The organism is Rhizobium sp. R635, assembly GCF_002211285.1.
In the GTDB taxonomy this organism is placed as follows: Bacteria; Pseudomonadota; Alphaproteobacteria; order Rhizobiales; family Rhizobiaceae; genus Rhizobium.
On record NZ_LOKX01000032.1, the window covers coordinates 313,549 to 336,547 of the forward strand.

Annotated in this window: 22 protein-coding genes and 1 pseudogene; 7 read left to right on the top strand and 16 right to left on the bottom strand. The window is 63.1% G+C overall.

What is annotated here, in order from left to right; genetic code table 11:
• Positions 1-4 precede the first annotated feature (4 nt).
• The 5 genes and pseudogenes from ATY78_RS20955 to ATY78_RS20975 all read right to left on the bottom strand — a co-directional run bounded on the left by ATY78_RS20955 (position 5) and on the right by ATY78_RS20975 (position 3,037).
• Positions 5-922, bottom strand: coding sequence for a DMT family transporter (locus tag ATY78_RS20955; protein WP_088684215.1), 918 nt, complete (start codon positions 920-922; stop codon positions 5-7).
• Positions 923-1,144: 222 nt separating this feature from the next.
• Entirely contained in the window at positions 1,145-1,828 is a 684-nt protein-coding gene (locus ATY78_RS20960) for a type 1 glutamine amidotransferase domain-containing protein (protein WP_088684216.1), read from the bottom strand.
• A 4-nt stretch (positions 1,829-1,832) separates the two neighbouring features.
• A pseudogene (locus ATY78_RS20965) lies at positions 1,833-2,045 on the bottom strand (NAD(P)-dependent alcohol dehydrogenase); the annotation flags it as partial.
• A gap of 90 nt (positions 2,046-2,135) precedes the next feature.
• On the bottom strand, positions 2,136-2,435 hold the full coding sequence (locus ATY78_RS20970; RefSeq protein WP_088684217.1) for a superoxide dismutase: 300 nt from the start codon (positions 2,433-2,435) through the stop codon (positions 2,136-2,138).
• A gap of 32 nt (positions 2,436-2,467) precedes the next feature.
• Positions 2,468-3,037, bottom strand: a complete 570-nt coding sequence (locus tag ATY78_RS20975; protein ID WP_088684218.1) for a flavodoxin family protein — start codon at positions 3,035-3,037, stop codon at positions 2,468-2,470.
• A 180-nt stretch (positions 3,038-3,217) separates the two neighbouring features.
• On the opposite strand from ATY78_RS20975, the gene ATY78_RS20980 reads away from it, so the two are divergent.
• Entirely contained in the window at positions 3,218-4,123 is a 906-nt protein-coding gene (locus ATY78_RS20980) for a LysR family transcriptional regulator (protein WP_088684219.1), read from the top strand.
• A 16-nt stretch (positions 4,124-4,139) separates the two neighbouring features.
• Here the strand turns inward: ATY78_RS20980 and ATY78_RS20985 are convergent, their stop codons facing one another.
• The 9 genes from ATY78_RS20985 to ATY78_RS21025 form a co-directional block, all read right to left on the bottom strand.
• On the bottom strand, positions 4,140-4,886 hold the full coding sequence (locus ATY78_RS20985; protein WP_088684220.1) for an ABC transporter ATP-binding protein: 747 nt from the start codon (positions 4,884-4,886) through the stop codon (positions 4,140-4,142).
• Positions 4,883-5,737 carry an ABC transporter ATP-binding protein gene (locus ATY78_RS20990; protein ID WP_088684221.1) on the bottom strand — a complete coding sequence of 285 codons (855 nt, stop codon included), beginning with the start codon at positions 5,735-5,737 and terminating at the stop codon, positions 4,883-4,885. Before ATY78_RS20990 ends, ATY78_RS20985 begins: the two co-directional genes overlap by 4 nt.
• The gene (locus ATY78_RS20995) at positions 5,734-6,669 is read right to left on the bottom strand and encodes an ABC transporter permease (protein ID WP_088684222.1); all 936 of its coding nucleotides are present in this window, start codon (positions 6,667-6,669) and stop codon (positions 5,734-5,736) included. Before ATY78_RS20995 ends, ATY78_RS20990 begins: the two co-directional genes overlap by 4 nt.
• A 4-nt stretch (positions 6,670-6,673) precedes the next feature.
• Complete coding sequence (locus ATY78_RS21000; RefSeq protein ID WP_088684223.1) at positions 6,674-7,771, bottom strand: ABC transporter permease; 1,098 nt, start codon at positions 7,769-7,771, stop codon at positions 6,674-6,676.
• Positions 7,772-7,776: 5 nt separating this feature from the next.
• Positions 7,777-9,363 (bottom strand): ABC transporter substrate-binding protein, encoded by a 1,587-nt coding sequence (locus ATY78_RS21005; protein WP_088684224.1) that lies wholly within the window; start codon positions 9,361-9,363, stop codon positions 7,777-7,779.
• Positions 9,364-9,433: 70 nt separating this feature from the next.
• On the bottom strand, positions 9,434-10,387 hold the full coding sequence (locus ATY78_RS21010) for a dihydrodipicolinate synthase family protein (protein ID WP_088684225.1): 954 nt from the start codon (positions 10,385-10,387) through the stop codon (positions 9,434-9,436).
• 35 nt (positions 10,388-10,422) lie between these two features.
• Positions 10,423-11,298 carry an SMP-30/gluconolactonase/LRE family protein gene (locus ATY78_RS21015; RefSeq protein WP_088684226.1) on the bottom strand — a complete coding sequence of 292 codons (876 nt, stop codon included), beginning with the start codon at positions 11,296-11,298 and terminating at the stop codon, positions 10,423-10,425.
• Complete coding sequence (locus ATY78_RS21020) at positions 11,295-12,125, bottom strand: NAD(P)-dependent oxidoreductase (protein WP_088684295.1); 831 nt, start codon at positions 12,123-12,125, stop codon at positions 11,295-11,297. The genes ATY78_RS21015 and ATY78_RS21020 overlap by 4 nt, the downstream gene beginning before the upstream one ends.
• A gap of 21 nt (positions 12,126-12,146) precedes the next feature.
• Positions 12,147-12,860 carry a FadR/GntR family transcriptional regulator gene (locus ATY78_RS21025; protein WP_088684227.1) on the bottom strand — a complete coding sequence of 238 codons (714 nt, stop codon included), beginning with the start codon at positions 12,858-12,860 and terminating at the stop codon, positions 12,147-12,149.
• 360 nt (positions 12,861-13,220) lie between these two features.
• Here ATY78_RS21025 and ATY78_RS21030 point away from each other — a divergent pair, with 360 nt between their 5' ends.
• From ATY78_RS21030 to ATY78_RS21055, 6 genes are all read left to right on the top strand, one after another.
• Positions 13,221-15,158 (top strand): ABC transporter substrate-binding protein, encoded by a 1,938-nt coding sequence (locus ATY78_RS21030; RefSeq protein ID WP_088684228.1) that lies wholly within the window; start codon positions 13,221-13,223, stop codon positions 15,156-15,158.
• Positions 15,159-15,276: 118 nt separating this feature from the next.
• Positions 15,277-16,263, top strand: a complete 987-nt coding sequence (locus ATY78_RS21035; protein ID WP_088684229.1) for an ABC transporter permease — start codon at positions 15,277-15,279, stop codon at positions 16,261-16,263.
• A 9-nt stretch (positions 16,264-16,272) separates the two neighbouring features.
• On the top strand, positions 16,273-17,394 hold the full coding sequence (locus ATY78_RS21040; protein WP_088684230.1) for an ABC transporter permease: 1,122 nt from the start codon (positions 16,273-16,275) through the stop codon (positions 17,392-17,394).
• Between the two features lie 7 nt (positions 17,395-17,401).
• Positions 17,402-19,123, top strand: a complete 1,722-nt coding sequence (locus ATY78_RS21045; protein ID WP_088684231.1) for an ABC transporter ATP-binding protein — start codon at positions 17,402-17,404, stop codon at positions 19,121-19,123.
• Positions 19,120-20,331: a mandelate racemase/muconate lactonizing enzyme family protein gene (locus ATY78_RS21050; RefSeq protein ID WP_088684232.1), complete on the top strand. Its 1,212-nt coding sequence runs from the start codon at positions 19,120-19,122 to the stop codon at positions 20,329-20,331. The genes ATY78_RS21045 and ATY78_RS21050 overlap by 4 nt, the downstream gene beginning before the upstream one ends.
• A 12-nt stretch (positions 20,332-20,343) precedes the next feature.
• Entirely contained in the window at positions 20,344-21,531 is a 1,188-nt protein-coding gene (locus ATY78_RS21055; protein WP_088684296.1) for a galactarate dehydratase, read from the top strand.
• Between the two features lie 56 nt (positions 21,532-21,587).
• Here the strand turns inward: ATY78_RS21055 and ATY78_RS21060 are convergent, their stop codons facing one another.
• Both ATY78_RS21060 and ATY78_RS21065 read right to left on the bottom strand, forming a co-directional pair.
• Positions 21,588-22,160 carry an NADPH-dependent FMN reductase gene (locus ATY78_RS21060; RefSeq protein ID WP_088684233.1) on the bottom strand — a complete coding sequence of 191 codons (573 nt, stop codon included), beginning with the start codon at positions 22,158-22,160 and terminating at the stop codon, positions 21,588-21,590.
• Positions 22,161-22,187: 27 nt separating this feature from the next.
• Positions 22,188-22,853, bottom strand: coding sequence for a nitroreductase (locus ATY78_RS21065; RefSeq protein WP_088684297.1), 666 nt, complete (start codon positions 22,851-22,853; stop codon positions 22,188-22,190).
• Positions 22,854-22,999: the final 146 nt, after the last annotated feature.

Below are 22,999 nucleotides of genomic sequence, written 5' to 3' on the forward strand. Positions count from 1 at the left end.
TCTCTCAATGCCCGTCCGGCGGGACGGCCTCGGCCGGAACCGTTTCCTTCAAATTCTTCCGGTGGAAGATGAAGAGGCCGGCGAAGACGATGATGACGGCGCCGACGACGATCTGCGTGTCGGGGATATCGTTGAAGAAGATGTAGCCGAGCACGATCGCCCAGAGCAGCAGGGTATATTGCAGCGGGGCGAGCAGCGAGGCCGGCGCGAGCTTTAGCGAGCGGGTGATGAGCAGATGCGCGCAGGTGGCGACGACGCCAAGGAGCAGCATACCGGACCAATCGATAGGCGTTGCCGACTGCCAGTGGCCGATGCTGAGCACGATGCCGGTGATAAGCGCGGCGATCGTCTGCCAGGTTACGAGCGTCGTGTCGCTGGTCGAACGGAGATAACGGCTCATGACAAGCGACAGCGCGAAGGCGAAGCTGCCGGCAAGGCCGAAGAATGAGGGAAGCGACAGCATCGCGGTGGACGGGCGCAGCGCGATGACGACGCCGGCGAAACCGACCAGAACGGCGAGCCAGCGACGCCAGCCGATCTTTTCGCCGAGGAAGAAATGCGAGAGCGCTGCAATGTAGATCGGCCCGGCCATGTAGAATGTCATGACGTCGGCGAGCGGCAGATAGGCGACGGCCGCGTAGAACAGCGCGACATCGCCGGTCGCCATGGCGACCCGTATGAACTGGAGACCTTTCTGCTCGACACGGAAAAGGGCCATCGACCCTTGCCGCAGGATCATCGGCCCGAGCACGATGAAGGCGCCGACCGAGCGGATCACCAGCACCTGGCCGACGGCAAAGCTCGCCACCAGCCACTTGCCCATCGCATCGTTCAGCGCAAACAGCAGATCGCCGAGCAGCATCAGCACGACGCCGGTCAGAATCAGGTTTCCGGCATTGCCGACGCCCGTCTTGGTCTTCATTCCCGAATCCTCGCAAAAACGGCCGCGCACGCGCGGCCGACTGCGGCTTCGGCTTTCACGGGGTCGATGTCAAGCATTCGATGATGCTGAAATGCATTCCGATTGCTTCGGATTAGAGCCGAGTGATCCGAAGAAGCTGGCAGGTGCAAGCCGGAAGGCAGCGCGGCCGGGACATCGGCGTCTTTGCTGGCGTTATCCGGACAGAGGGCAGTCGGACGTCCCTCAGGATCGCGCGGTCATCTGATCGACAAGTGCCTTGCCGACGCCATGGGCCGAGGCTGGATTCTGGCCGGTCACAAGGCGACCGTCGATTACCACATTCTCGGACCAGTTCGGCGCCGGCTGGTGCAGGGCTCCGCGTTCTTTCAGCGTGCTCGCCAGGAGGTAGGGTACTACCTCTGTATATTTCACCTCCGCCTCCTCCTCATCGGTAAAGGCTGCGAGCCGCTTGCCGGCCACGAGATAGCTGCCATCCGAGAGCCTGGCATTCACCAGAGCCGCCGGGCCGTGGCAGACCGCCGAGACGATACCGCCTGCCTCCCAAATCTCACGAACGATCTTCTGCACGGCCGAGCTTTCGGCAAAGTCCCACATCGTACCGTGGCCGCCGGCGAAGAAGACCGCCGAATAACGTGAAGGATTAAGGTCTGCGAGCACGAGGGAATGGGCAAGAGCGCCACGGAACTCCTTGTCCTTCCAAAAACGATCATTGATGGGGTCGGACAGGTCGAAGAAGTCGATCGGTGGGTGGCCGCCGCGTATGGAAGCGATCTCCACAGGAATGCCGGCCGCCTTGAACACCTCAAGCGGGTGGGTCAACTCGACCATCGCAAAGCCGGTCGGCTCACCGCTGTCACCCCGGATCGGATGGCTGGTGACGACGCAAAGAATGGGTTTGACGGTCATGCTCTCAGGCTCCCTGGGATTTGAGCGAGGCCACGTCGATGACGAAGCGATATTTCACGTCGCTCTTCAACATGCGCTGGTAAGCTCGTTGATCTTCTGGATGGGAATGATCTCGATGTCCGAGACGATGCCGTGCCGTCCGCAGAAATCGAGCATCAGCTGGGTTTCCGGCACGCCGCCGATGGAAGGAGCCGGAGATCGCCCGGCGGCGGCGCACGACGTCCCCTGCGCTCACCGGCGTACCGAGAGGCCCCAAAAGCCTACGAGCACCCGAACGTCTTCCGATGGCCCAGGGGCGAGCGCGGGATCAGGCGTTGCCTGGGGCGAACAGCGATTCCCAGTTCGTAAACGGGCCGAGCGGGATCACGTCCCAACCGATCAGGCCGGCTTTCGCGAGAGGGAATTCGGCGAGCGCCGCTTTGGCCGCTTCGACGGAAGCGGCCTCCGCGATGATGGCGACGCCGGGACGGTCCTGCCGGAAATAGATGTCGCGGATGACGCCGCCCTTGTACATCTGCCATCCGTGGCGCGCTTCGTCCTGCATGTGCGGTGCATATTTCTCAAGCGACGCACCGGGCTGCGGGACGTCGAGGCAAAGCAATTTCATAATCTGGTTCCTTCTTTGACTGACGGGATGGCTCACAACGGCTTAAAGCGACCTGCGGTGAGGGCGACGCGCTTGCCGAGATAGGAGGCGGTATCGAGATCGCTGCGGATCGGCGCGACGTCAGATGATTGATCCACATTCGATTGGGTCATGACGCCCAGCCAGCTTCCCAGCCGGTTGAGATCGTCGGCGCTGCCGGTGCTGCTGCTATTGCCCGGCATCATATCGAGACCAACCCAGATCATCCCGTGCTGGGCGGCGAAGAGGGCCATCGATATGAGTGAGTTCAACTTGTCGCCGTGCTGTGCTCCGGAATTGGTAAAGCCGGCTGCAATCTTGTTGCGCCATGTCTGGGCGTTCCAAGCCGCCTTGGTCGAATCCTCGAAGAACTGCTTGAGCTTGGCGCTGATCAGGCCATTGTAGGTCGGCGATCCGAAGATGATGGCATCGCTCCGCTCCAGCGCTTCCCAGTCGATTGGACCATTTCCGACCGCGACGAGGTTCGCCTCGGCTCCTTCGGCTTCGCTTACACCGGAGGCAACGGCCTCGGCAACGCGCGCGGTATGGCCATAGCCGCTGTCATAGACGATTGAAATCAGCAATAATTTGTCCTTCCATCGATGCCTGCAATGTCCGCCGGGCGGCAGCCTTTGCTGATCCCCCGAGACTTTCCTTTGTCTGGCCGGCGTTATATCGTAGAATGCGGACCTGCATTGGAGATCGTTTTTCTCTTCTTTGGTTCCTCTAGTTCTACATCGTGGGAACCGTTTCCTGGGGCACAGGTGCGCGATAGGTTTGATGGAATTCATGTGTTCGTCGAAGCGGTCGAGGCAGGCGGCTTTGCAAAGGCGGCAGACCGGTTGTCGCTGACGCGCTCGGCGGTCGGCAAATCGGTTGCGCGTCTGGAGGAGCGGCTAGGCGTGCGGCTGTTTCACAGGACCACCCGCACGCAAAGTCTGACGGAAGATGGTCAGCAATATTACGAGCGCTGTATCCGCGCCATCGAAGAACTGCGGGCGGGCGAGGCCTTGCTTGAATCCGGCCGGCGGGAAGTCGCCGGCAAATTACGCGTGTCGCTGCCGGTGCTTTTTGGGCGCTATTGCGTCGCGCCGATCCTGCGTGCCTATGCCCGCCAGCATCCGAAGCTTGAACTGGAGCTGAGCTTCAATGACCGGCCGGTCGATCTGATTGCCGACGGCTTCGATCTGGCGGTGCGAAGCGGCGCTCTCGGCAACGGCACCGCCTTGCACGCCCGGCGGCTGGTGAGCCCGCGCAAGGCGCTATGCGCTTCCCCCGCCTATATCAGCGCGCGCGGGGAGCCGCACTCGCTTGCAGATCTTTCGGAACACGACCTGCTGGACTACTGGCGCAATGACCATGGCCTGATCTGGCAGCTTCCGGATGCGACTGGCGCTCTGGTCGGGATATCGGTGACCTCAAGGCTGCGTTTCGATGATCTCGAAGCCATTTCCGATGCCGCCGTCGAGGGAATGGGCCTTGCCTGGCTTCCTTTCTGGCTGATCCGTGAGCGCATACATCAAGGCAGTCTTGTCGAAGTATGGGGCGATCGTCCGAACGCGGCTATGGATTGCTATGTCGTCTGGCCTACGAACCAATATCTGCCGCTACGCTCACGATTGGCAATCGACGCTCTTGCCGCCGAACTGCCAAGGCGTTTTGAAGCGTGAGGCGGTTCAACCCGATTTATGACGCCTTTCCATACATCCGGCTCGCACGCAACAAGCGCTGCGAATAGGGATGCTCGACCGCGCCTCTTCGCAAGGCCTCGATTTCGACCTCTTCGACGATCTCGCCCGCTTCCATGATGGCGACCCGGCTGCACATGTGGGAGACGACGGCGAGGTCGTGGCTGACGAGGAGATAGGTGAGGCCGCGCTCCTTGCGCAGGTCCTGCAGCAGATTGAGGATCTCGGCCTGGACCGAGACATCGAGCGCCGATGTCGGCTCGTCGAGAAGTAGGACGTCGGGGTTCAGCATCAGGGCGCGGGCGATCGCCACGCGCTGGCGTTGCCCGCCAGAGAGCTGATGCGGAAACCGGTAGCTCAGCGCCGGATCGAGGCCGACGGATCTCAGCACCGCGTTCACATCGACGGAGTTCCTGTCTAGCCCCTGGTTGCGCAACGGCTCCTGCAGCTGCGAGCGGATGGTCTTGCGGGGATGGAGCGATCCGTAAGGGTCCTGGAACACCATCTGCACCCGGCGGAAGAACGGCCGGCCGCGCTGCCGGTCCAGCGTATCGCCGTTGAGCGCGATCCGGCCGTCGTAACTGGCGTTGAGGCCGGAAAGCGCCCGTAGAACCGTTGATTTGCCGCAGCCGGATTCGCCGACCAGACCGAAGGCCGTGCCGCTTTCGACGGCGAGATTGACGTCTCTGACGACAGGCCTTTGCCCATGTCCGAAACGGATGGTGAGATTGTCGATCCTGATCATCGCGGCGGCTCCACTGCAAAATCGTCAAGCCAGGCGGGATCGCGCTTCAGGATCGGCAACCGGGCTGGCGGATCTTCGATCTTCGGCAGGGAAGCCAGCAGCCCCTGCGTATAAGGGTGTTTCGCCCTGTCGAGATCGCGGGCCTCGAGCACTTCCACGACGCGGCCGGCATACATGATGAGGACGCGGTCGCAGAAATTGCGGATGAGGTTCAGATCGTGGCTGATGAAGATCAGGCCGAGATTGCGGCGCAGGACCAGTTCGTCGAGCAGGGCCAGGATTTCGAGCCTCACCGTTACGTCGAGCGCCGATGTCGGCTCGTCGGCGATCAGCACTTCGGGTTCGGCGATCAGCATCATGGCGATCATCACGCGCTGGCCCATCCCGCCCGATATTTCATGCGGATAGAGACGGGCGACACGCTCGGGATCGCGGATCTTGACCGCCTCGAGCATTTCGAGCGCCTGGCCATGAGCCTTCCTCGCGCTCTCCCTGGGATGGTGGAGACTATAGGTTTCGGCGATCTGTTCGCCGATCCGCATCACCGGATTGAGCGAATATTTCGGATCCTGCAGGATGAGCCCGATCCGCCGTCCCCGGACCGTCATCATCGTTCTCTCGTCCGCCTTGAGCAGGTCGAGGTCGCCAAAGCGCATCCGCTCGGCGCTGACATGCGCCGTCGGCGGCAGGAGCTTCATGATGGCGCGGCCGACGGTGGATTTGCCCGATCCGGATTCGCCGACGATCCCGAGTTTTTCCTGCCCGAGCGTAAAACTCACGCCGCGCACCGCGCGCATGTGGCCGCCGCCATAGGCGATTTCGAGGTTGCGGATATCGATCAGCCCGGTCATTCCGCCCCCCTGGGATCGAGGACATCGCGAAGCGCATCGCCGACGAGGTTGAAAGCGAGGCTGACCAGCGCGATGGCGATGCCGGGGGCGGCGATCACCCATGGGCTGTCGAGCATGAATTCGCGCCCGCTGGCTGCCATCGATCCCCATTCCGGCCATGGCGGCTGCGCGCCGAGGCCGAGGAAGCCCAGACCGGCGGCGGTGATGATGATGCCGGCCATGTTGAGCGTGACGCGGACGATCACCGAAGGAATGCACATCGGCAGGATGTGACGGGTGATGATCGCGATCGAGGTCGCGCCCTGCAGGCGCACGGCGGCGATGTAATCCGCCTTGCGCAGGCTGAGCGTCTCGGCGCGCGCCAGCCGCGCGATCGGCGGCCAGGCCGTCAGCGAAATGGCGATGATCGCATTGGTGATGCCGGGGCCGAGGGCGGCGGCAAAACCAAGCGCCAGCACCAGCCCGGGGAAGGAGAGGAAGATATCGGTGATGCGCATCAGGATTTCGTCGACGATGCCGCCGAAATAGCCGGAGAAGGTGCCGATCAGCAGGCCGAGCGGCGCGACGATGACCGTCACCAGCATGATGATGTAGAGCGTCGTTCGGGCGCCGTAGATGACGCGGGAAAAGACGTCGCGGCCGAAATTGTCGGTGCCGAGCCAATGCTCTGCCGAAGGCGGCGCAAGCCGCCCGGCCATATCCTGGACGATCGGGTCGTAGCTCGTCAGCAAGGGGGCCGCGGTTGCTACCGCGATCAGCAGCACGATGATGACGAGACCGGCAAGGCCGAGCGGATGCAGGCTGAACTTCTGCCAGCCTTGATGGATCTGCTGCGCCGAGGATTGAAACCAGCCCTGAGGCTCCGGCGCCAGCAGCCATCCGCGAAAGCCGGCGGCATGGGTGCTGTCTGCGTCTTCGGTGGAGATCGTCATGGCGTCACCGTGTTCTCGGATCAAGGATGCGATAGAGGACGTCGGACAGGATGTTGATCGTCAGGAAGACGGCGCCGATCGTCAGCACCGAACCCATCACGACGTTCATGTCGTTCATCTGCAGCCCGCGGGTGAGGTATTGGCCGAGCCCCGGCCAGCCGAAAACCGTCTCGATCAGCACCGCGCCTTCGAGCAGGCCGCCGAAGGTCAGCGCCAGGATCGTCAGCAACTGCACGCGGATGTTCCTGAAGGCATGGCGCCAGACGACCTTGCGGGTGCCGAGGCCCTTTGCCCGCGCGGTGATGATGTATTCCTGGCTCAGCTGTTCCAGCATGAAGCTTCGCGACATGCGGCTGATATAAGCGACGGAGTAATAGCCGAGGATCGCCGCCGGCAGGATGATGTGGCCGAGGGCGTTGTGGAACACCTCCCATTGACCCTGGATCGCCGCATCGATCAAGAGAAAGCCGGTCATCGGCGTGACCAGGCCTTCGTAGAAGACGTCGACCCGGCCCGACGCGCCGACGAGCTTCAGCTTGGCGTAGAAGATGAAGAGCGCCATCAGGCCGGTCCAGAAGATCGGAATGGAATGGCCGGCAAGCGCGACGATGCGGGCGATGTGGTCGATGATCGTCCCGCGCTTGACCGCAGCGGTGATCCCCAGGGGGATGCCGACGATCGCCCCGATGATCATGGCGATGATGGCAAGCTCGATGGTCGCGGGAAAAATCGTCATCAGGTCGGTCAGGATCGGCTGGCCCGTCGTCGCCGACATGCCGAGGTCGCCCGTGGCGATCTTCCCGACATAGGAGAGGAACTGCATCCAGATCGGCTGCCCGAGCCCCAGCTCGTTATAGACGCGGTCGTAAACCTCCTTGCTGACCTCCGCCCCGGTGATTGCGAGCACCGGGTCGGCAGGCAGCAGGCGGCCCATCGAAAAGGTCAGGAAGAGCAGGCCGAGCAGCGTGGTGACGACCGCCACCGCACGTCCCGCCAGCCGCCTGAGCAGGCTCAGCAGGGGGGGCGGGGCCGCCTCGGCGAACCCGCTTCCCGCCGGCTGGCGGCTTGCCTCCTGCTTCGATGTCAGATCGGCGCTCGCCACGCGCTCTACTCCTTGGTCACGTCATGCCAGCGTGTCGACCATGTCGTGTGGCCGTGATAATTCTTCACGTTGGCGCGCATGACATAGGGGTCGGTTCGCTGGAAGAAGATGACGAGCGGCGAAGCCATGCCGGCATAGATGCCGTCCATCTTCTTGAAGATGTCGGTGCGCTTTTCCGTGTCGCGCTCCCGCATCGACTGGTCGATGAGCGTGTTGAGCTCGTCCACCTTCATGCCGGTGCGCCAGAGATAATAGCTGCCGAGGCGTGCCTCGTCGCTATTGTCGGGGTTGAAGGCATATTGCGTGGCGACGGCGAAGGGGTCCGGCAGGCGGGCGCCGGAATTGCCGAGCAGCACTTCGAACTTGCGTTCGCGGAAGGCGGGCGTGAATTCGCCGGGCACGAGGTCAAGATCGAAACCGGCGGCGCGTGCACTCGCCTGCAACGCTTCCGCAAAGGGCAGGGTTGGGGCTCCCGAGGGGTTGAGCACCTTCTTCAGGCCGTTCGGATATCCGGCCTCCGCCAGCAACTGCTTGGCCTTGGCGGGATCGTAATCGTAGCGGACGGCGGTTTCGCCGGGCGCGCCGATCATGCCGCGCGGGATCATCGACTGCCAGGGGAAACCGGTATAGCGCATGATGTTGCCGGAGATCGCCTTCCAGTCGAAGGCGTGCTGGAAGGCCTCGCGGACCTTCGGCTTCTGCAGGTCCGGATCTTTCTGGTTGAGGGCGATATAGTAGAAGCCGAGACCCGGCACGTTCTCGATCACCATATCCTTGTTGCCGGAGAGCGCATCGAGATCGCCGCTTGCGACATACTGGCCGACATCGACGTCACCGGCTTCGAGCTGGAGCCTGAGATTGCCGGATTCCGGGATATGGCGGGCGACGACGCGGGCCATGGCGGGCTTGCCGCCCCAGTATTTCGGCTGCGCATTGAAGATCGCCACATCGTTCGGCCGCCATTGCGCCAGGCTGAAGGGGCCGCTGCCGGCGGAATTGGCCGAGAGCCAGGCGCCGCCGAAATCGCCGTTCGCCTCATGCGACAGCACCGTCTTCTTGTCGACGATGCCGATCGAGGAGCCGGCCAGCGAATAGAGCACCAGGTCGGTATTGACCGCCTGCGGCAGCTCGATCTCCAGCGTGTGTTCGTCCTTGGCGCGGACGAGCTTTTCGACGTTATCGGCCGTGAAGCCCCAGAGCGCGACGTCGGTGGAGCCGACCTGGCCCATCTTGATGACGCGCTGGATCGACCAGGCCGCATCCTCGGCGGTCACCTTGTTGCCGCTCTGGAAGACCGCGTCGTCGCGCAGGGTCAGCGTGATGACCTTGCCATCGGGCGAGACCTCCCATTTCGTCGCAAGCATCGGTTTCAGCGTCTTGAGATCGTCCGGCGACAGCTGCACGAGGTTGTCGTAGATGTTGGAGATCAGCTCGGAGACCGTGCGGGCATTGTTCTGGGCCGGATCGAGCGTCCGTATACCGGTCAGATTCGTCCCGATGACAAGCATGTTGGGCGGCGAGGCCGCCAGGCTCGGCTGCGCCGCCATCAGCGCGCCTGTCATTGCGATCGTCGTCAGTAGCTGTTTCAGCATCTCAAGACCTCCCAATCCTGTGGCACGGCCATCCCCGCGCCTGTTCGTTGCCTGTGGAAATGAATGCGGCTCAGCTGGCCGCCTTGACGGACTCCTCCCGGCCGGCATCGACCTGGGTATTGCCTTCGGCATTCCAGCCGCGAAGCAGACCATGCAGCTCCTCGCGATCCTGCTGATCGAGCCGCGGCAATCCCGGCACGCGCACCGGGCCCACATCGAGGCCGGAATAGGTGACGGCCTCTTTGACGACGGTCACGTTCGCGCCGTTGCGGAATTTGGTGCGCATCCGCTCGAAGGGTTCGAGCTTGTCGACGATGGCTCTCGCCGCAGCGAAATCGCCTTTTTCAAGCGCTGCGTGGACGGCAAGCGAAAGCTTCGGCGCGACGTTGACGAGGCCCGAGGTGAAGCCGCGCGCGCCGGCCGCGGTGAATGTCGGTGCCCAGCTCTCCGCCAGGCCGCAGACGAAGAGCGCGCCATTGGGATCGGCGGCCGGGATCGCCTTCGACAGCAGCATCAGGTCCGTTGTGGCGAACTTGATGCCGGCTATATTGCCATGGTTGGCGAGGCGGACGATCTCGGCGACGGCAAAACCCTCGGCCCTGACATAGGCGACGAGCGGCAGGGTGGATGCATCGGCGAGATTGCAGAAATAATCGATCTGGGCCGAAGGTGCCGCGAAAGGATCGACGGGCTGATGCGACATGACGGCCGATGCGCCGATCGCGGCCGCATCTTTGGCCATGCCGATCGCCTCGCGCAGCGACCGGCCGATCGCCGCCGTCACCGGCGCCCGGCCATCCACACCCGATACCGCCGCCTCGTGGACGATCCGGATCTCCTGCGGCGTCAGGGCATAGAATTCCCCGGTATTGCCGGCCGCGACGATGTTGTGAATGCCGGCCGCGGCCACTCGTTCATAAACCCTGGCGGTAATCCGGGGCTCGACTTCGCCCCCGGCATCATAGGCCGTGACGGGAACGCCCGACACGCCGGTGAGCGCCTTGCGCATGATCGCGATGCTCATTTTTCTCCCCCGTTCGCTTTTCTTCCAGTTGATCGTCAGCCGAAACGGAAGGGCGGCAGCCCCTCCGCATCGACATCGAAGGCGATGACCGTGCCCGCCTCGAAACGTCCGGTGCGGTCGCTCGACAGGCTCGTGACGTAGAGGGTGCTGAAATCCGGCCCTCCGAAACACGGCATCGTCGGTGCTGCGACCGGCAGAATGTAGATTTCGATGATTTCGCCTTCGGGCGATATCCGATTGAGGCGGCCTGCGGAGACGCCGGCGCTCCAGTAGAATCCGTCGCGATCGGTGGCCGCTCCGTCCGGGCGCCCTTGTTCCTCGGTGAAGCTGCGCAGGCGGTGTCGCTGGCCGAGCTCGCCTGTCTCCGGATCGAAATCGAAGGCCTGCAGAAAGCATTGCCGGCTGTCGGAGTGATACATCCGCCGGCCGTCCGGCGACCAGGCAAGGCCGTTGGAACTCGTCAGTCCAGTCGCGACCGTGCGCGTGCTGCCATCGGCGCCGATGCGGTAGAGCGCCGCATCGTTCAGCTGCGGCTTGGCCTCGCTGATCGATCCGACCCAGAAGTGGCCGTCCGGCCCGACCTTGCCGTCGTTGAGACGGCCGATCATCTCGCGTCCCACAGGATCGCACAAAAACTCGAGATGGCGGGAGACGGGATCGAAGAGATGGACGCCCGTCTGGAGGGCCACCACGATCCGGCCGTCGCGGCAAAGCCCGGCGCTGCCGATGGCCGAAGGCATGTCGAAGCGCTCGATCCTGCCGTCGGCCGAGAGCCGCACGAGCGCCGGCGCCAGGATGTCGACGAGCCAGAGCGCGCCGGTCGTCTCGTCCCATATCGGCGATTCACCGACCGTCAGCGGTTGCTGCAGGACCGACCGGATCTTCGGTTCGATGATGCGGGGTGCCGTCACGAGACTGTCTCCGGATCTTTGACGAGGCCCTCGGCATCGCGCATGCGGATGCTGCCGTCGTGGTTGAATTCGCAGAAGCCGCCGCCCTGGAATGCAAGGGCGACCCGCCCTTCCGCGCCGTTCTCGATGCGGGCGTGATCACGCGGTCGGTCCTGCGGCTGGTAGCCGAGCCGCGTCGCCAGATCGTTGTCCCACCATTTCGTGTCGGTATCGGAAACGCCGTAAACGACGGTTGCGGCGATCTGCGGGTGGGTGAGGCCGATCCGCACCAGTTGCGCCAGATCCCGGGCGCTGATCCAGATGGCAATCGAGCGCTCGCTGTTGGGATAGGTGCCGGCATTGCCGATGCGGATGGAAAGGGAGCGGATGCCCGACGTGTCGTAATAAAGTCCCGCCACCAGCTCGCCCCAGCATTTGGAAAGTCCGTACGGGCTGTCCGGCCGCATGGGATCGAGCGGCGATATGACCTTGCCACGCGGGTAAAAACCCGTCGCATGGTTGCTGGAGGCGTAGACCATCCTCTCCACCCTGTTGATCCGGGCGGCCTCGTAGAGATTGTAGGTCCCGAGGATATTGGCCTGCAAAATGGCATTCATGTCGACGCCGCTGGCGATGCCGGCGAGATGAACGACACCGTCGACACCACGCAAAGCGGCCGTTGCCTCGTCGAGCTTCGAGAGATCGGCGTGGACGAAGCTTTCGTTTTCGGCCAGTTCCGCAGGTTCATGAATGTCGATGAGGCTGAGATGCTCGAAATGCTGGCGAAGAAGCGGGCGCAGCAGCGTCCCGACACGTCCGGCAGCACCCGTCACGGCAACTCGTCTCATCATCTTTCCTCCGGTCATCGCTCAAACACCCTGGAACATGCGGGCGCGCGCATTCAGTATGTGTCTCTTCATCGCATCGTGCGCTTCGGTTTCCCGCCGTGCGAAGATCGCTTCCACGATCACCGCATGCTCGTCCTGGACGCTGCGGATCTGCTCCGGCGTGCGCTTCAGGCTCAGGCTTCGCGTCACCGAATGGCCGATGGCGAAATGCGGCCGGAACCACTCGCGCACGGTGATGTGAAACTGATTGCCCGTCGCCATCGCAATCGCGTCGTGCAGCACCTGGTCTTCCTCGGCGCCGAGTTCGCCGTCACGCAGACATTGCTCGATCGCAAGAAGTGCGGCCTCGATCCGCTCCTTGTCGGCCGGCTGCCAGTTTCGCGCGGCAAGCTCCGCAGCTTCGGCTTCGAGACCGGCGCGGAATTCGAAGAACCGCTGGACATCGGCGAGCGAGCCGACCGGCACCATTTTCAGCATAGACGAATCCGGCTGCTGCCGGACATAAGAGCCCGACCCCTTGCGCGAGACGATGAGCCCGTCGGTTCTGAGCCGCTCCAGCGCCTCGCGGACCACGGGCCTCGATGCGCCGAAATCGGTGGCGAGCTTCGTTTCCGATGGCAGTCGCTCGTTCACGGGAAACTTGCCGTCGGCGATCATCCCTACGATCTTCTCGTAGATGATATCGCTGAAGCGCGTTGCGCCCCGGTTCGAAACGGCATCGACTGCAAACGTCATTATCGCCCTTTTCTCCGCCGCCACGTGGCAAATTCACCCCATCGGCTCTTCGCCCGGCGAGCGGAAGCCGGATATGCCTTCGCGACCGTGCGCCGAGCCGTCACCAGCCGCGATGCGGCCTGTATACAGCTTCTGACAGATTGGTCTTCATTCTCTATCCAAGGCAGGCTTGCCAATGGCTTGGCGCCCTGTCCGATGATGCATGGCTATCGAATCTGTAATTATCTGTCAACTCTTGTAATCATTTGAGAACGTGTCTATGGTTTCGTCCAGCGCCGAGGAGGGCGCGAAAACGGCAGGTCGGGAAGCCCGCCGTACCAGCCGGGACAAGCCTGTCCCGGCATAAAAGGGGAGGAATCGATGCCCAATGAAATTCTGTCTCGCGGTATCACCCGCCGCGCCGTTCTCGGCGGCATGGCCGGTGCCGCAGCGCTGTCCATCGCCGGTCGCGCCTTTGCCGCCGGCAGCGAAGCGCCTGCGCTGGCGCAGCTCGTCAAGGACGGCAAGCTGCCGCCGCTTGCCGAGCGTCTGCCGAAGAAGCCGATGGTCGTGACGCCGTTCGAGAAGGTCGGCACCTATGGCGGCACGTTGCGCCGCGGCCTGCGCGGTTCATCCGACCATAACGGCATTCTGCGCATGGTCGGCAATCAGAGCCTCGTGCGCTGGAACCTGGAATTTACCGCCGTGGAACCGAACCTCGCCGAGAGCTGGGAGGTCAGTGACGACGCGACGCAGTTCACCTTCCATCTGATCGAAGGCGTGCGCTGGTCCGACGGCCATCCCTTCACGGCCGACGACGTCGTTTTCGCGATCGAGGACTGCGTCAAGAACACCGAGCTTTACAGCGCGACGCCGGCGCAGCTTGCCGTTGCCGGCAAGCCCGTGACCGTCGAAAAGATCGACGATTATACGGTAAAGTTCACCTTCGCGGCGGCGAACGCGCTTTACCTGGAAAACCTCGCAACGCCGCTCGGCCAGCATCCGACGCTGTTCCCGAAGCATTACTGCAGCCAGTTCCTGCCGAAGTACAATCCCAACATCGCCGACGATGCCAAGAAGGCCGGCGTCACCAGCTGGACCGAGCTGTTCCGCAGCCGCTGCGGTGACATCGAAATCCCGACGCGCTGGGGCAATGTCGACAAGCCGACGCTCGATCCATGGGTCGTCAAGGAGCCTTATGCCGGCGGCGCGACGCGCGTCGTCATGGCCCGGAACCCCTATTTCTGGCAGGTCGATACATCAGGCAACCAGCTTCCCTATATCGATGAGATCAACTTCGGCATCTCCCAGGACGTCGAATCGCTGATGCTGAACGTCATCTCCGGAAAGATCGACATCCAGGAACGTCACATCAGCGTGCTCGCCAACAAGCCGACGCTGTCTCAGAACATGCAGAAGGGCGATTATCGCCTGCTGACGCTCGTGCCTTCGGCCTCGCAGCAGTGCCAGATCTACTTCAACATCACCCACAAAGATCCTGCCATGCGCAAGATGTTTGCGGACAAGTCGTTCCGGCAGGCGCTGTCGATCGGTCTCAATCGCCAGGAAATCATCGACATCGTCTATTTCGGGCAGAGCGAGCCCTACCAGGCCGGGCCGCGCCCGACCCATCCCTGGTATCATGAGAAATATGCGCGCCAGTTCACCGAATACGATGCAGACAAGGCGGGTGCGATGCTCGATGAGGCCGGCTACAAGAAGGGCGGCGACGGGTTCCGCCTTCGGCCGGACGGCCAGAAGGTGTTCTTCTCGATCGACGTCATTCCGACACTTTATCCCGACCTCGTCGACGCGCTCGAGCTCGTCAAGGCGCATTGGGCCCAGATCGGTATCGACATGAAGGTCAACACGATCGAGCGGGCGCTCTATTATACCCGCGGCGACGACAATGCCCATGATGCTGCGGTGTGGCCAGGCCCTGGCGGCCTCGACCCGATGCTCGACCCGCGCGATTTCTTCGCTTTCCATCCGCAGGGATCGCGTTACGCCATTCCGTGGACGCTCTGGTACACCTCCAACGGTGCGCGCGGCGAAGAACCGCCGGAAAGCCAGAAGAAGCGGATGAAGCTGTTCGACGAGGCGCGTTCGACGGCCGATCTCGACAAGCGCGGCGCGATCATGAAACAGATCTTCGATATCGCGGCGGAGGAATTCGAGACGGTGGGCCTTTGCCTTGCGGTCGGCGGCTTCGGCATCATTCGCAACAATCTGCGCAATGTTCCCGAAAAGGAGCCGGACAGCTGGTCCTGGCCCAATCCCGGACCTGCGCTGCCGCAGCAATTCACCTTCACGAGCTGATTTCGATCTCGAGCGCCGTGCCTGATGGCACGGCGCTTTCATTCAGGTTCGCCCTCCCTCTTGCCGGCCGTGAAAGCCGAAGGGGCCGGAGGGCGGCGTCCACGTCGGGAGACGCCTCATGCTGGTGTTCATCGCCAAACGCTTTTTATGGATGATTCCATCGCTTTTTGCCGTCAGCTTCCTGGCTTTCGTGCTGATCCAGCTGCCGCCGGGCGATTACGTCACCACCTATATCGCAACGCTCGCGGCATCCAACGAGATCGTCGACCAGAACACGGCGGCGCAATTGCGCGAGCGCTTCGGTCTCGATGATCCGATGCTCGTCCAATATTTCAAATGGATGTGGGGCATTCTCTCGCGCGGCGATTTCGGCATTTCCTTCGAATGGCAGCAGCCGGTCTCGGACCTGATCTGGGAGCGCATGGCGCTGACGCTGGTTCTCGCCCTTTCGACGTTGATCGCCACCTGGGCGATCGCGCTGCCGATCGGCGTGTTTTCCGCCGTGAAGAAATATTCGATCGGCGACTATTTCTTCACCGCTTTCACCTTCTTCGGCCTGTCCATTCCGTCTTTCCTGCTGGCGCTGGTGCTGATGTACGTGGCGGCGGTCGAGTTCGGCCAGGATGTCGGCGGGCTCTTTTCCCCGGAATACGAGACGGCATCCTGGAGTATTGCCAAGACGCTCGATCTCCTCACGCATCTCTGGCTTCCCGTCATCATCCTCGCCGTCTCCTCGACTGCGAGCCTCATCCGCGTCATGCGCGCGAACATGCTGGACGAACTGCCGAAGCCTTACGTGGTCACCGCACGGGCGAAGGGGCTCTCGGAATTCCGCCTGCTGATGAAATATCCTTTGATGATCGCGCTCAACCCGTTCATCTCGACGATCGCCTGGCTGCTTCCCAACCTGATTTCCGGCTCGGTCGTCGTCGCCATCGTCCTCAACCTGCCGACGGCGGCACCTCTGCTGCTGCAGGCGCTGATGGCCCAGGACATGTATCTCGCCGGCGCCTTCGTCCTGCTGATCTGCGCGCTGACGCTGATCGGCTCCCTGATCAGCGACATTCTTCTGGCGCTGGTCGATCCCCGCATCCGGTTGGAATAGGAGGCTGACATGGCCGATATCACCATGACTAACGTTCAGCCGGATCGCACCGCCGTCGCATCGCAATGGCAGCTCATCTGGTGGGCTTTCCGCCGGCACCGGCTGGCCATGGTGGCGCTTGTCGTCACCGTGATGATGTACATCGTCGCCCTGGTTCCGGGCTTCTTCGCCATCAACGATCCGAACCTGCAGAATGCGCGGGCGACCTTTCACCCACCGCAGAAAGTGCATCTGATCGATACCGAGAACGGCTTCTCCTTCGGCCTGCATTATTATCCGATGAAGCTGACCCGTGATCCGGAAACGCTCGCCGCCATCTTCAAGGAGGATACGACGAAGCGGATCGACGTGCAGCTCTTCGGTCGCGGCTACGAATATTCCGTGCTTGGCCTCTTCAATACGAACATCCATCTCCTCGCTTCACCCGACAAGAGCACGCCGTTGCTGCTGTTCGGGGCCGACAGGCTCGGGCGGGATGTCTTCAGCCGAACGGTGCAGGGCTCGCAGGTCTCCCTGTCGATCGGCCTCGTCGGCGTCTTCTTCTCGCTGATGCTCGGCATCGTGCTCGGCGGCATTTCGGGATATTACGGTGGCCGTATCGATTTCTTCATGCAGCGGCTGATCGATTTCGTCCTGGCGCTGCCGACGATCCCGATCTGGCTCGCCATGGCCGCGGCCCTGCCGCAGGATTGGCCGGCGACGCTGCAATATATGATGATCACGATCATCCTGTCGCTGACCGGCTGGGCGCAGCTTGCCCGCGTCGTGCGCGGCCGCTTCCTGTCGCTGCGCACCGAGGAATTCGTCGCAGCCGCGAGGCTCGACGGCGTTCGTGAAAGACGCATCATCTTCCGCCACATGCTGCCGAGCTTCGCCAGCCACATCATCGCCTCGATCACCCTTGCGGTGCCGGCGATGATCCTGGCCGAAACCTCGCTCTCCTTCCTCGGGCTCGGGCTGCAGCCGCCGACGATCTCCTGGGGCGTGCTTCTGCGTGAGGCCCAGAACATCCGCTCGATCGCGACCGCGCCATGGCTCTTCATGCCGGGCTGCGCCGTCGTGGTCGCCGTCATGGCGCTCAACCTTCTCGGCGACGGCCTGCGCGATGCGGCCGACCCCTACAACAAATGAGGCCGGCATGACCGATATCATTCCCATTACCGGCAAGCCGCTGCTCGAGGTGAAGAACCTCACCGTCGAATTCCCGTTGCGCACCGGCGTCTTCCGCGCGGTCCGCGACCTGTCCTTCTCGATCGAGCCGGGCAAGACGCTCTGTGTCGTCGGCGAAAGCGGCTCGGGCAAATCGGTGACGGCACGCTCGATCCTGCAGATCGTCGATGCGCCCGGCCGCATCGCCGGCGGATCGATCGTCCTCAACACTCCGAATGGCGGCTCGACCGATCTCACCAGCCTCAATCCGCGCGGGCGCCAGATCCGGGCGATCCGCGGCCGCGACATCGCCATGATCTTCCAGGAGCCGATGTCGTCGCTGTCGCCGATCCACACGGTCGGCAACCAGATCGTCGAGGCGCTTCGCCTGCACACCAGGATGAGCAAGGCGGAAGCGCGCGCTGAAGCCATCTCGCTGCTGAAGCAGGTCGAGATTCCCTCGCCGGAAAAGGCGCTGGATCGCTATGCCTTCCAATATTCCGGCGGCATGCGCCAGCGCGCGATGATCGCCATGGCGCTCGCCTGTAAGCCGCAATTGCTGATCGCCGACGAGCCGACCACGGCGCTCGACGTCACGACGCAGGCCGAAATCCTCGACCTGATCGCCCGGCTGCAGAAAGCCAACGGCATGGCCGTTCTCTTCATCACCCATGACATGGGCGTGGTGGCGCAGATCGCCGACGATGTGCTCGTCATGCACAATGGCGTGGCGAAGGAATACGGGCCGGTCGAGCAGATCTTCCATGCGCCGCAGGACGATTATACCCGCATGCTGATCGGCTCCGTGCTGAAGCTGGAGCAGAAGGCCGAGATCCGCCTGGCGCGCCCGCCGCTCGACAGGACGAAAGCGCCGATCCTCGAACTGCGCAACGTCTCGATGGATTTCGGCGAGGTGAAAGCGCTGAACGACGTGTCGATCTCGCTTTTGCCGGGTGAAACGCTCGGCATCGTCGGCGAGAGCGGCTCGGGCAAGACGACCATGGGCCGCTCGATCATGCGGCTGATCGATCCCTCCGCCGGCGAAATCCTCTATCGCAACGCCGGCGGCGACATCATCGATCTCGCAACGGCGAAAGGTCAAACGCTCGCCGCTGCGCGCCGCGAATTGCGCATGGTGTTCCAGGATCCGTTCGGCTCGCTCAACCCGCGCATGACCGTCTCCCAGATCATCGGCGAACCGTTGCTCGTCAATGGCATCGCCAAAGGGAAGGCCCTGGACGAGCGGGTCTGCCATCTCATGGAGCAGGTCGGCCTCGATCCGAGGGCGCGCGAGCGTTATCCGCACGCCTTCTCCGGCGGCCAGCGCCAGCGCATCGGCATCGCACGCGCCATCACCCTCAATCCGCGCGTCATCGTTGCCGACGAGGCGACCTCGGCGCTCGACGTCTCCGTGCGCTCGCAGGTGCTCGATCTTCTGATGCGCCTGCAGGATCAGCTCGGTCTCGCCTATATCTTCATCAGCCACGACATCGGCGTCATCCGCTACATGTGCGACCGCGTCGGCGTCATGTACAAGGGTCAGTTGGTCGAAATCGGCGATGCGGAGAAGGTTTGCAGCACGCCCGAGCATGCCTATACCCAGGCGCTGCTTTCGGCGATCCCGCGCCCCGATCCGCGCGACCGGGATCATTCCAGGCGCTTCCGCTACGTCGAGCCGGAGCACTTGAAGAACGGAAGCTCTCAGAGATGAAAATCACCGGGATTCGCACCTTTCTCATGCATGTCGGCCAACCAGATCCCTCGAATTGGGCGGCCGACCAACGTTCTGGCGATGGTGCCTCCAAGCAATTCGGAGGCACCAGAAACTGGCTGTTTCTGAAGATCGATACCGATGAGGGCATTACCGGCATCGGCGAATGCTCGGGCTGGCCGCGTGTCGTGCAGACGGCGATCCATGACCTTGCGCCGCTGCTCATCGGCGAAGATCCCGCCCACACCGAGCGCCTGTGGCAGAAGATGCATATCGCCATGATGGGCCACGGCATGCTCGGCACCGTCGGCGGCGGCGCGATGACCGGCATCGACATGGCGCTCTGGGACATCAAGGGCAAGGCGCTCGGCGTGCCCGTCTGGATGCTGCTCGGCGGCAAGGTGCGCGACAGAGTCCCGATCTATTCGCATGCGAACACGCCCGAGCGCGCGCTTGCGCTCAAGGAACGTGGCATCAGGGCGATCAAATGCGGCGGCGTGGCCGATCCCGTTCGCAAGGTCGCAGCACTCCGCGATGCCGTCGGTGACGACATGGATATCGCCATCGACCTGCATGGGCCGCCGTGGCTGACGCCCGCGGATGCCTGCCGGCTGGTGCGGGCGCTCGAACCCTATGAGCTGATGTGGGTGGAAGATCCGATCGCGCCTGATAATCTCGAAGGCTACAAGCGCATTCGCGACGCCGCCCATGTGCCGCTGGCTGCCGGCGAGCGCTCGGCCACCATCTTCGGCGAGCGCGAACTCATCGAACGGGAGCTCGTCGACGTGATCCAGCCGGATACCGGCCGGGCGGGCGGCATCACGCAGATGAAGAAGATCGCGGCCATGGCCGAGGCGCATCATATCCAGATGGCGCCGCATTCCGGTTCGCTCGGGCCGGTGGCGGAATATGCGGCCTTGCACCTGCTGGCGGCGATCCCGAACGCGCTCATTCTCGAGCGCCTCGACGACGATTGGGACGGCCGTCGCCAGACGATCGTGCCGCATCCACAACAGGTCGACGGCTTGATCGCCGTTCCCGACGGTCCGGGACTGGGCTGCGATATCGACGAGGCTTTCGTGGCGCGCTTCCCGAGCGGCGGCAATGTGTCGGTGCCGCAGGCCGCCGGCGCCTACAACCCCGGAACAGACAAAGAGCACGTCTACGTGCAGACGCGCGTGGCGCGCCGCAGCTATTTCAATCGCTAGAAGGACAGGATGATGAAGATCGACCGTATGCGGGTTTTCATGACCCGCGACAAGGACCGCCCCCGTGTGATCGTCGCGCTCGATACGGATGACGGGCTGACCGGCTGGGGCGAATGCTACAATCACGGCCCCGACAAGGCGCTGCCGCCGCTGCTCGATTATCTCTACGGATTTATATCGGGCCAGGACCCGACGCGCGTCGAATATCTCGTCAACCTGCTGATCCAGCAGAGCCGCTTCCCGCCCGGCGCGCTCGGTCTTGCCGCGATCTCCGCGCTCGACCATTGCCTGTGGGATCTTGCAGCCAAGGCGGCGAACGTCCCTGTCTACAAGCTGCTCGGCGGCGAGGTGCGCGACCGCATCAAGGTCTATGCCGGCGTCTATACCGCGCCCGATGCGCCGGCCGCCCGCGACGAATTCGACCGCCTGAAGGAAGGGTGGGGCTTCACCGCCTTCAAGCTCAGCCCCTGGCGGATCGACATGCACTCCAACCGCTGGGGCAACGTCGTCAAGGCTTCGGCGGATTATTTCCGCTCGCTGCGCGAGACGGTGAGCGACGAATACGAGATCGCCTTCGACGCCCATGCCAAGATTTTCGAACCGATCGCCGCGCGCCAGCTCGGCAATGCGCTGGCGCCTTACGATCCCCTGTTCTTCGAAGAGCCGTTGCGGCCGGAAAATATCGAGGCCTGGGGCGACCTGAAGCAGGGACTGAACTGCACGCTTGCCACCGGCGAGTCGCTCTACAACAGGAACGAGTTCCTGCGGCTGCTGCAGGTGAAGGGCGCCGATCTCATCCAGCCCGACATCTGCGTCGTCGGCGGCATCAGCGAGATGCGCCGCATCGCGACGCTCGCCGAAGCCTACTTCGTCGGCGTGGCGCCGCACAACCCGATGGGGCCGCTTGCGACCGCGGTCAACGTTCATTTCTCGGCCGCCGCGCAGAATTTCCGCATTCTCGAATACCGGCTGCCGAAGGGGCAGGCCTATGTCTATGGCGGCCTCGATATCGAAAAGCGGGAGGGAGAAACCCGCTACGTCGTCGATCCCTATCTGCCGAAGGACGGCTATCTCGAACTGCGTCCCGACCGGCCGGGCTGGGGCGTCGAAATGGACGAGAAGGCGATGCAGGAGGAAGGCTACATCCACTGGCAGCGGCGCGTGCCGAAGCGGCCGGACGGCTCTTACGCCTTCGCTTAAAGAGTGACCTCGAAAAACGGGATCTGGCCGCCGCCGTATGGGAGCGGCCGGTCTTTCTAGGCATCTTTCGGCAGCACTGAGCGAACCCTCGTGATGAAGACATAAAAGTCCCGCATGAACGTGCGAAGGAAATCGGCGGTGGTGTCTTTCGTGACCTCGCCGTCATCGGTGATCAGCCCCGGTGTGAACTGGATGTAGGCTTCCGGGGCGTTCATCTGCGGAGAGTTGCAGAAACTGAGCACGCTACGCAAATTCTGCTGGGCGACGGCGGTGCCGATCGCGCCCGGCGATGTGCCGATCACCGCTGACGGCTTGCGCGTGAACGAGTTGGTGCCGTAAGGGCGGCTTGCCCAGTCGATCGCGTTTTTCAGTCCGCCGGGTATGGATCGGTTGTATTCGGGCGTGACGAACAGCACGGCGTCGACGGCCGCGATCGCCGCCTTGAATGCCTTGCCGGCCGGAGGGTAGTCGGCGTCATAGTCGTAGCTGTAGAGCGGCAGGTCCTTGAAGGATATTTCCGACATTTCAAGTTCGGGCGGAGCGAGCCGCACCAACGCCTTGGCGAGCTTGCGGTTGATCGAGCCCTTGGCGAGGCTGCCGATGAGATAGCCTACTTTGTGCGTGGTCATGGCGTTCTCCAGTGTCGGGTCTCTTGATTAATCGCCGAGGAACGTGACCGTCTCGGCGAGCGGGGCGCGGCCTGTACGGGCATAGCTTACCGCGGGGTCCTCGTAGCCGATAGACATGCCGCAGAAGAGGATGAGCCCGTCCGGCGGCGACAGGGCCTCGGCGACCGTCTCGCGAACCTGCGACCACGCCATCTGCGGGCAACTGTGCAGGCCTTCGGCGCGCAGCAGCAGCATGACGGTCTGCAGATACATGCCGACATCGGCCCATTGGGGCAGGCCCAGGTCGCGGTCGATGTAGCAAAACAGGGCGGCGGGCGCGCCGAAGCAGTTCCAGTTGGCGATCGCTGCCCGCTGGCGTGCCTCCCAGTCCTCGCGCGCAATGCCGAGTGCGCTGTAGCGCTCCTTGCCGAAGGCGGACCGGCGCTCCCCGTAGGGGGCCTTCAGAGCGGGCGGGTACATTTCGTACTGCCGCTTGTCCCAGGCGTCGCCATGGGCGACGCGCTCGACGGCTGATGTCTTGAGCTCCGCCAGCGGCGCGCCGGTCATCACGTAAGTATTCCACGGCTGGATGTTCGATCCTGACGGCGACCAGGCAGCGGCGGACAGCACGCGCTCAAGCACGTCTATCGCCACAGGCTTGTCTTTGAATCCGCGCACCGATCGCCGGCTTGTCACTGCCTCATATACGTCCATGATCGCCTCCATGCCGCCGGGTGTTCCGTTCCCGATGCGGTTCATTATCTCCATTCGCAATGGAGGCGTAATCACACGCTGGTCTAGGAGGCGTACATCAAACGTACATCAGGGATCGACACATCCGAGGGGCCTGTGGGCGAGGG

Bases quoted from the DNA above. Each gene is read 5' to 3' on its own strand.
- ATY78_RS20995 (WP_088684222.1), bottom strand. From the start codon at position 6,669: ATGACGATCTCCACCGAAGACGCAGACAGCACCCATGCCGCCGGCTTT.
- ATY78_RS21055 (WP_088684296.1), top strand. From the start codon at position 20,344: ATGAAGATCGACCGTATGCGGGTTTTCATGACCCGCGACAAGGACCGC.
- ATY78_RS21040 (WP_088684230.1), top strand. From the start codon at position 16,273: ATGGCCGATATCACCATGACTAACGTTCAGCCGGATCGCACCGCCGTC.
- ATY78_RS21030 (WP_088684228.1), top strand. From the start codon at position 13,221: ATGCCCAATGAAATTCTGTCTCGCGGTATCACCCGCCGCGCCGTTCTC.
- ATY78_RS21060 (WP_088684233.1), bottom strand. From the start codon at position 22,160: ATGACCACGCACAAAGTAGGCTATCTCATCGGCAGCCTCGCCAAGGGC.
- ATY78_RS21020 (WP_088684295.1), bottom strand. From the start codon at position 12,125: ATGAGACGAGTTGCCGTGACGGGTGCTGCCGGACGTGTCGGGACGCTG.
- ATY78_RS21010 (WP_088684225.1), bottom strand. From the start codon at position 10,387: ATGAGCATCGCGATCATGCGCAAGGCGCTCACCGGCGTGTCGGGCGTT.
- ATY78_RS20960 (WP_088684216.1), bottom strand. From the start codon at position 1,828: ATGACCGTCAAACCCATTCTTTGCGTCGTCACCAGCCATCCGATCCGG.
- ATY78_RS21005 (WP_088684224.1), bottom strand. From the start codon at position 9,363: ATGCTGAAACAGCTACTGACGACGATCGCAATGACAGGCGCGCTGATG.
- ATY78_RS20955 (WP_088684215.1), bottom strand. From the start codon at position 922: ATGAAGACCAAGACGGGCGTCGGCAATGCCGGAAACCTGATTCTGACC.
- ATY78_RS20990 (WP_088684221.1), bottom strand. From the start codon at position 5,737: ATGACCGGGCTGATCGATATCCGCAACCTCGAAATCGCCTATGGCGGC.
- ATY78_RS21065 (WP_088684297.1), bottom strand. From the start codon at position 22,853: ATGGACGTATATGAGGCAGTGACAAGCCGGCGATCGGTGCGCGGATTC.
- ATY78_RS21045 (WP_088684231.1), top strand. From the start codon at position 17,402: ATGACCGATATCATTCCCATTACCGGCAAGCCGCTGCTCGAGGTGAAG.
- ATY78_RS21035 (WP_088684229.1), top strand. From the start codon at position 15,277: ATGCTGGTGTTCATCGCCAAACGCTTTTTATGGATGATTCCATCGCTT.
- ATY78_RS20970 (WP_088684217.1), bottom strand. From the start codon at position 2,435: ATGAAATTGCTTTGCCTCGACGTCCCGCAGCCCGGTGCGTCGCTTGAG.
- ATY78_RS20985 (WP_088684220.1), bottom strand. From the start codon at position 4,886: ATGATCAGGATCGACAATCTCACCATCCGTTTCGGACATGGGCAAAGG.
- ATY78_RS21025 (WP_088684227.1), bottom strand. From the start codon at position 12,860: ATGACGTTTGCAGTCGATGCCGTTTCGAACCGGGGCGCAACGCGCTTC.
- ATY78_RS21050 (WP_088684232.1), top strand. From the start codon at position 19,120: ATGAAAATCACCGGGATTCGCACCTTTCTCATGCATGTCGGCCAACCA.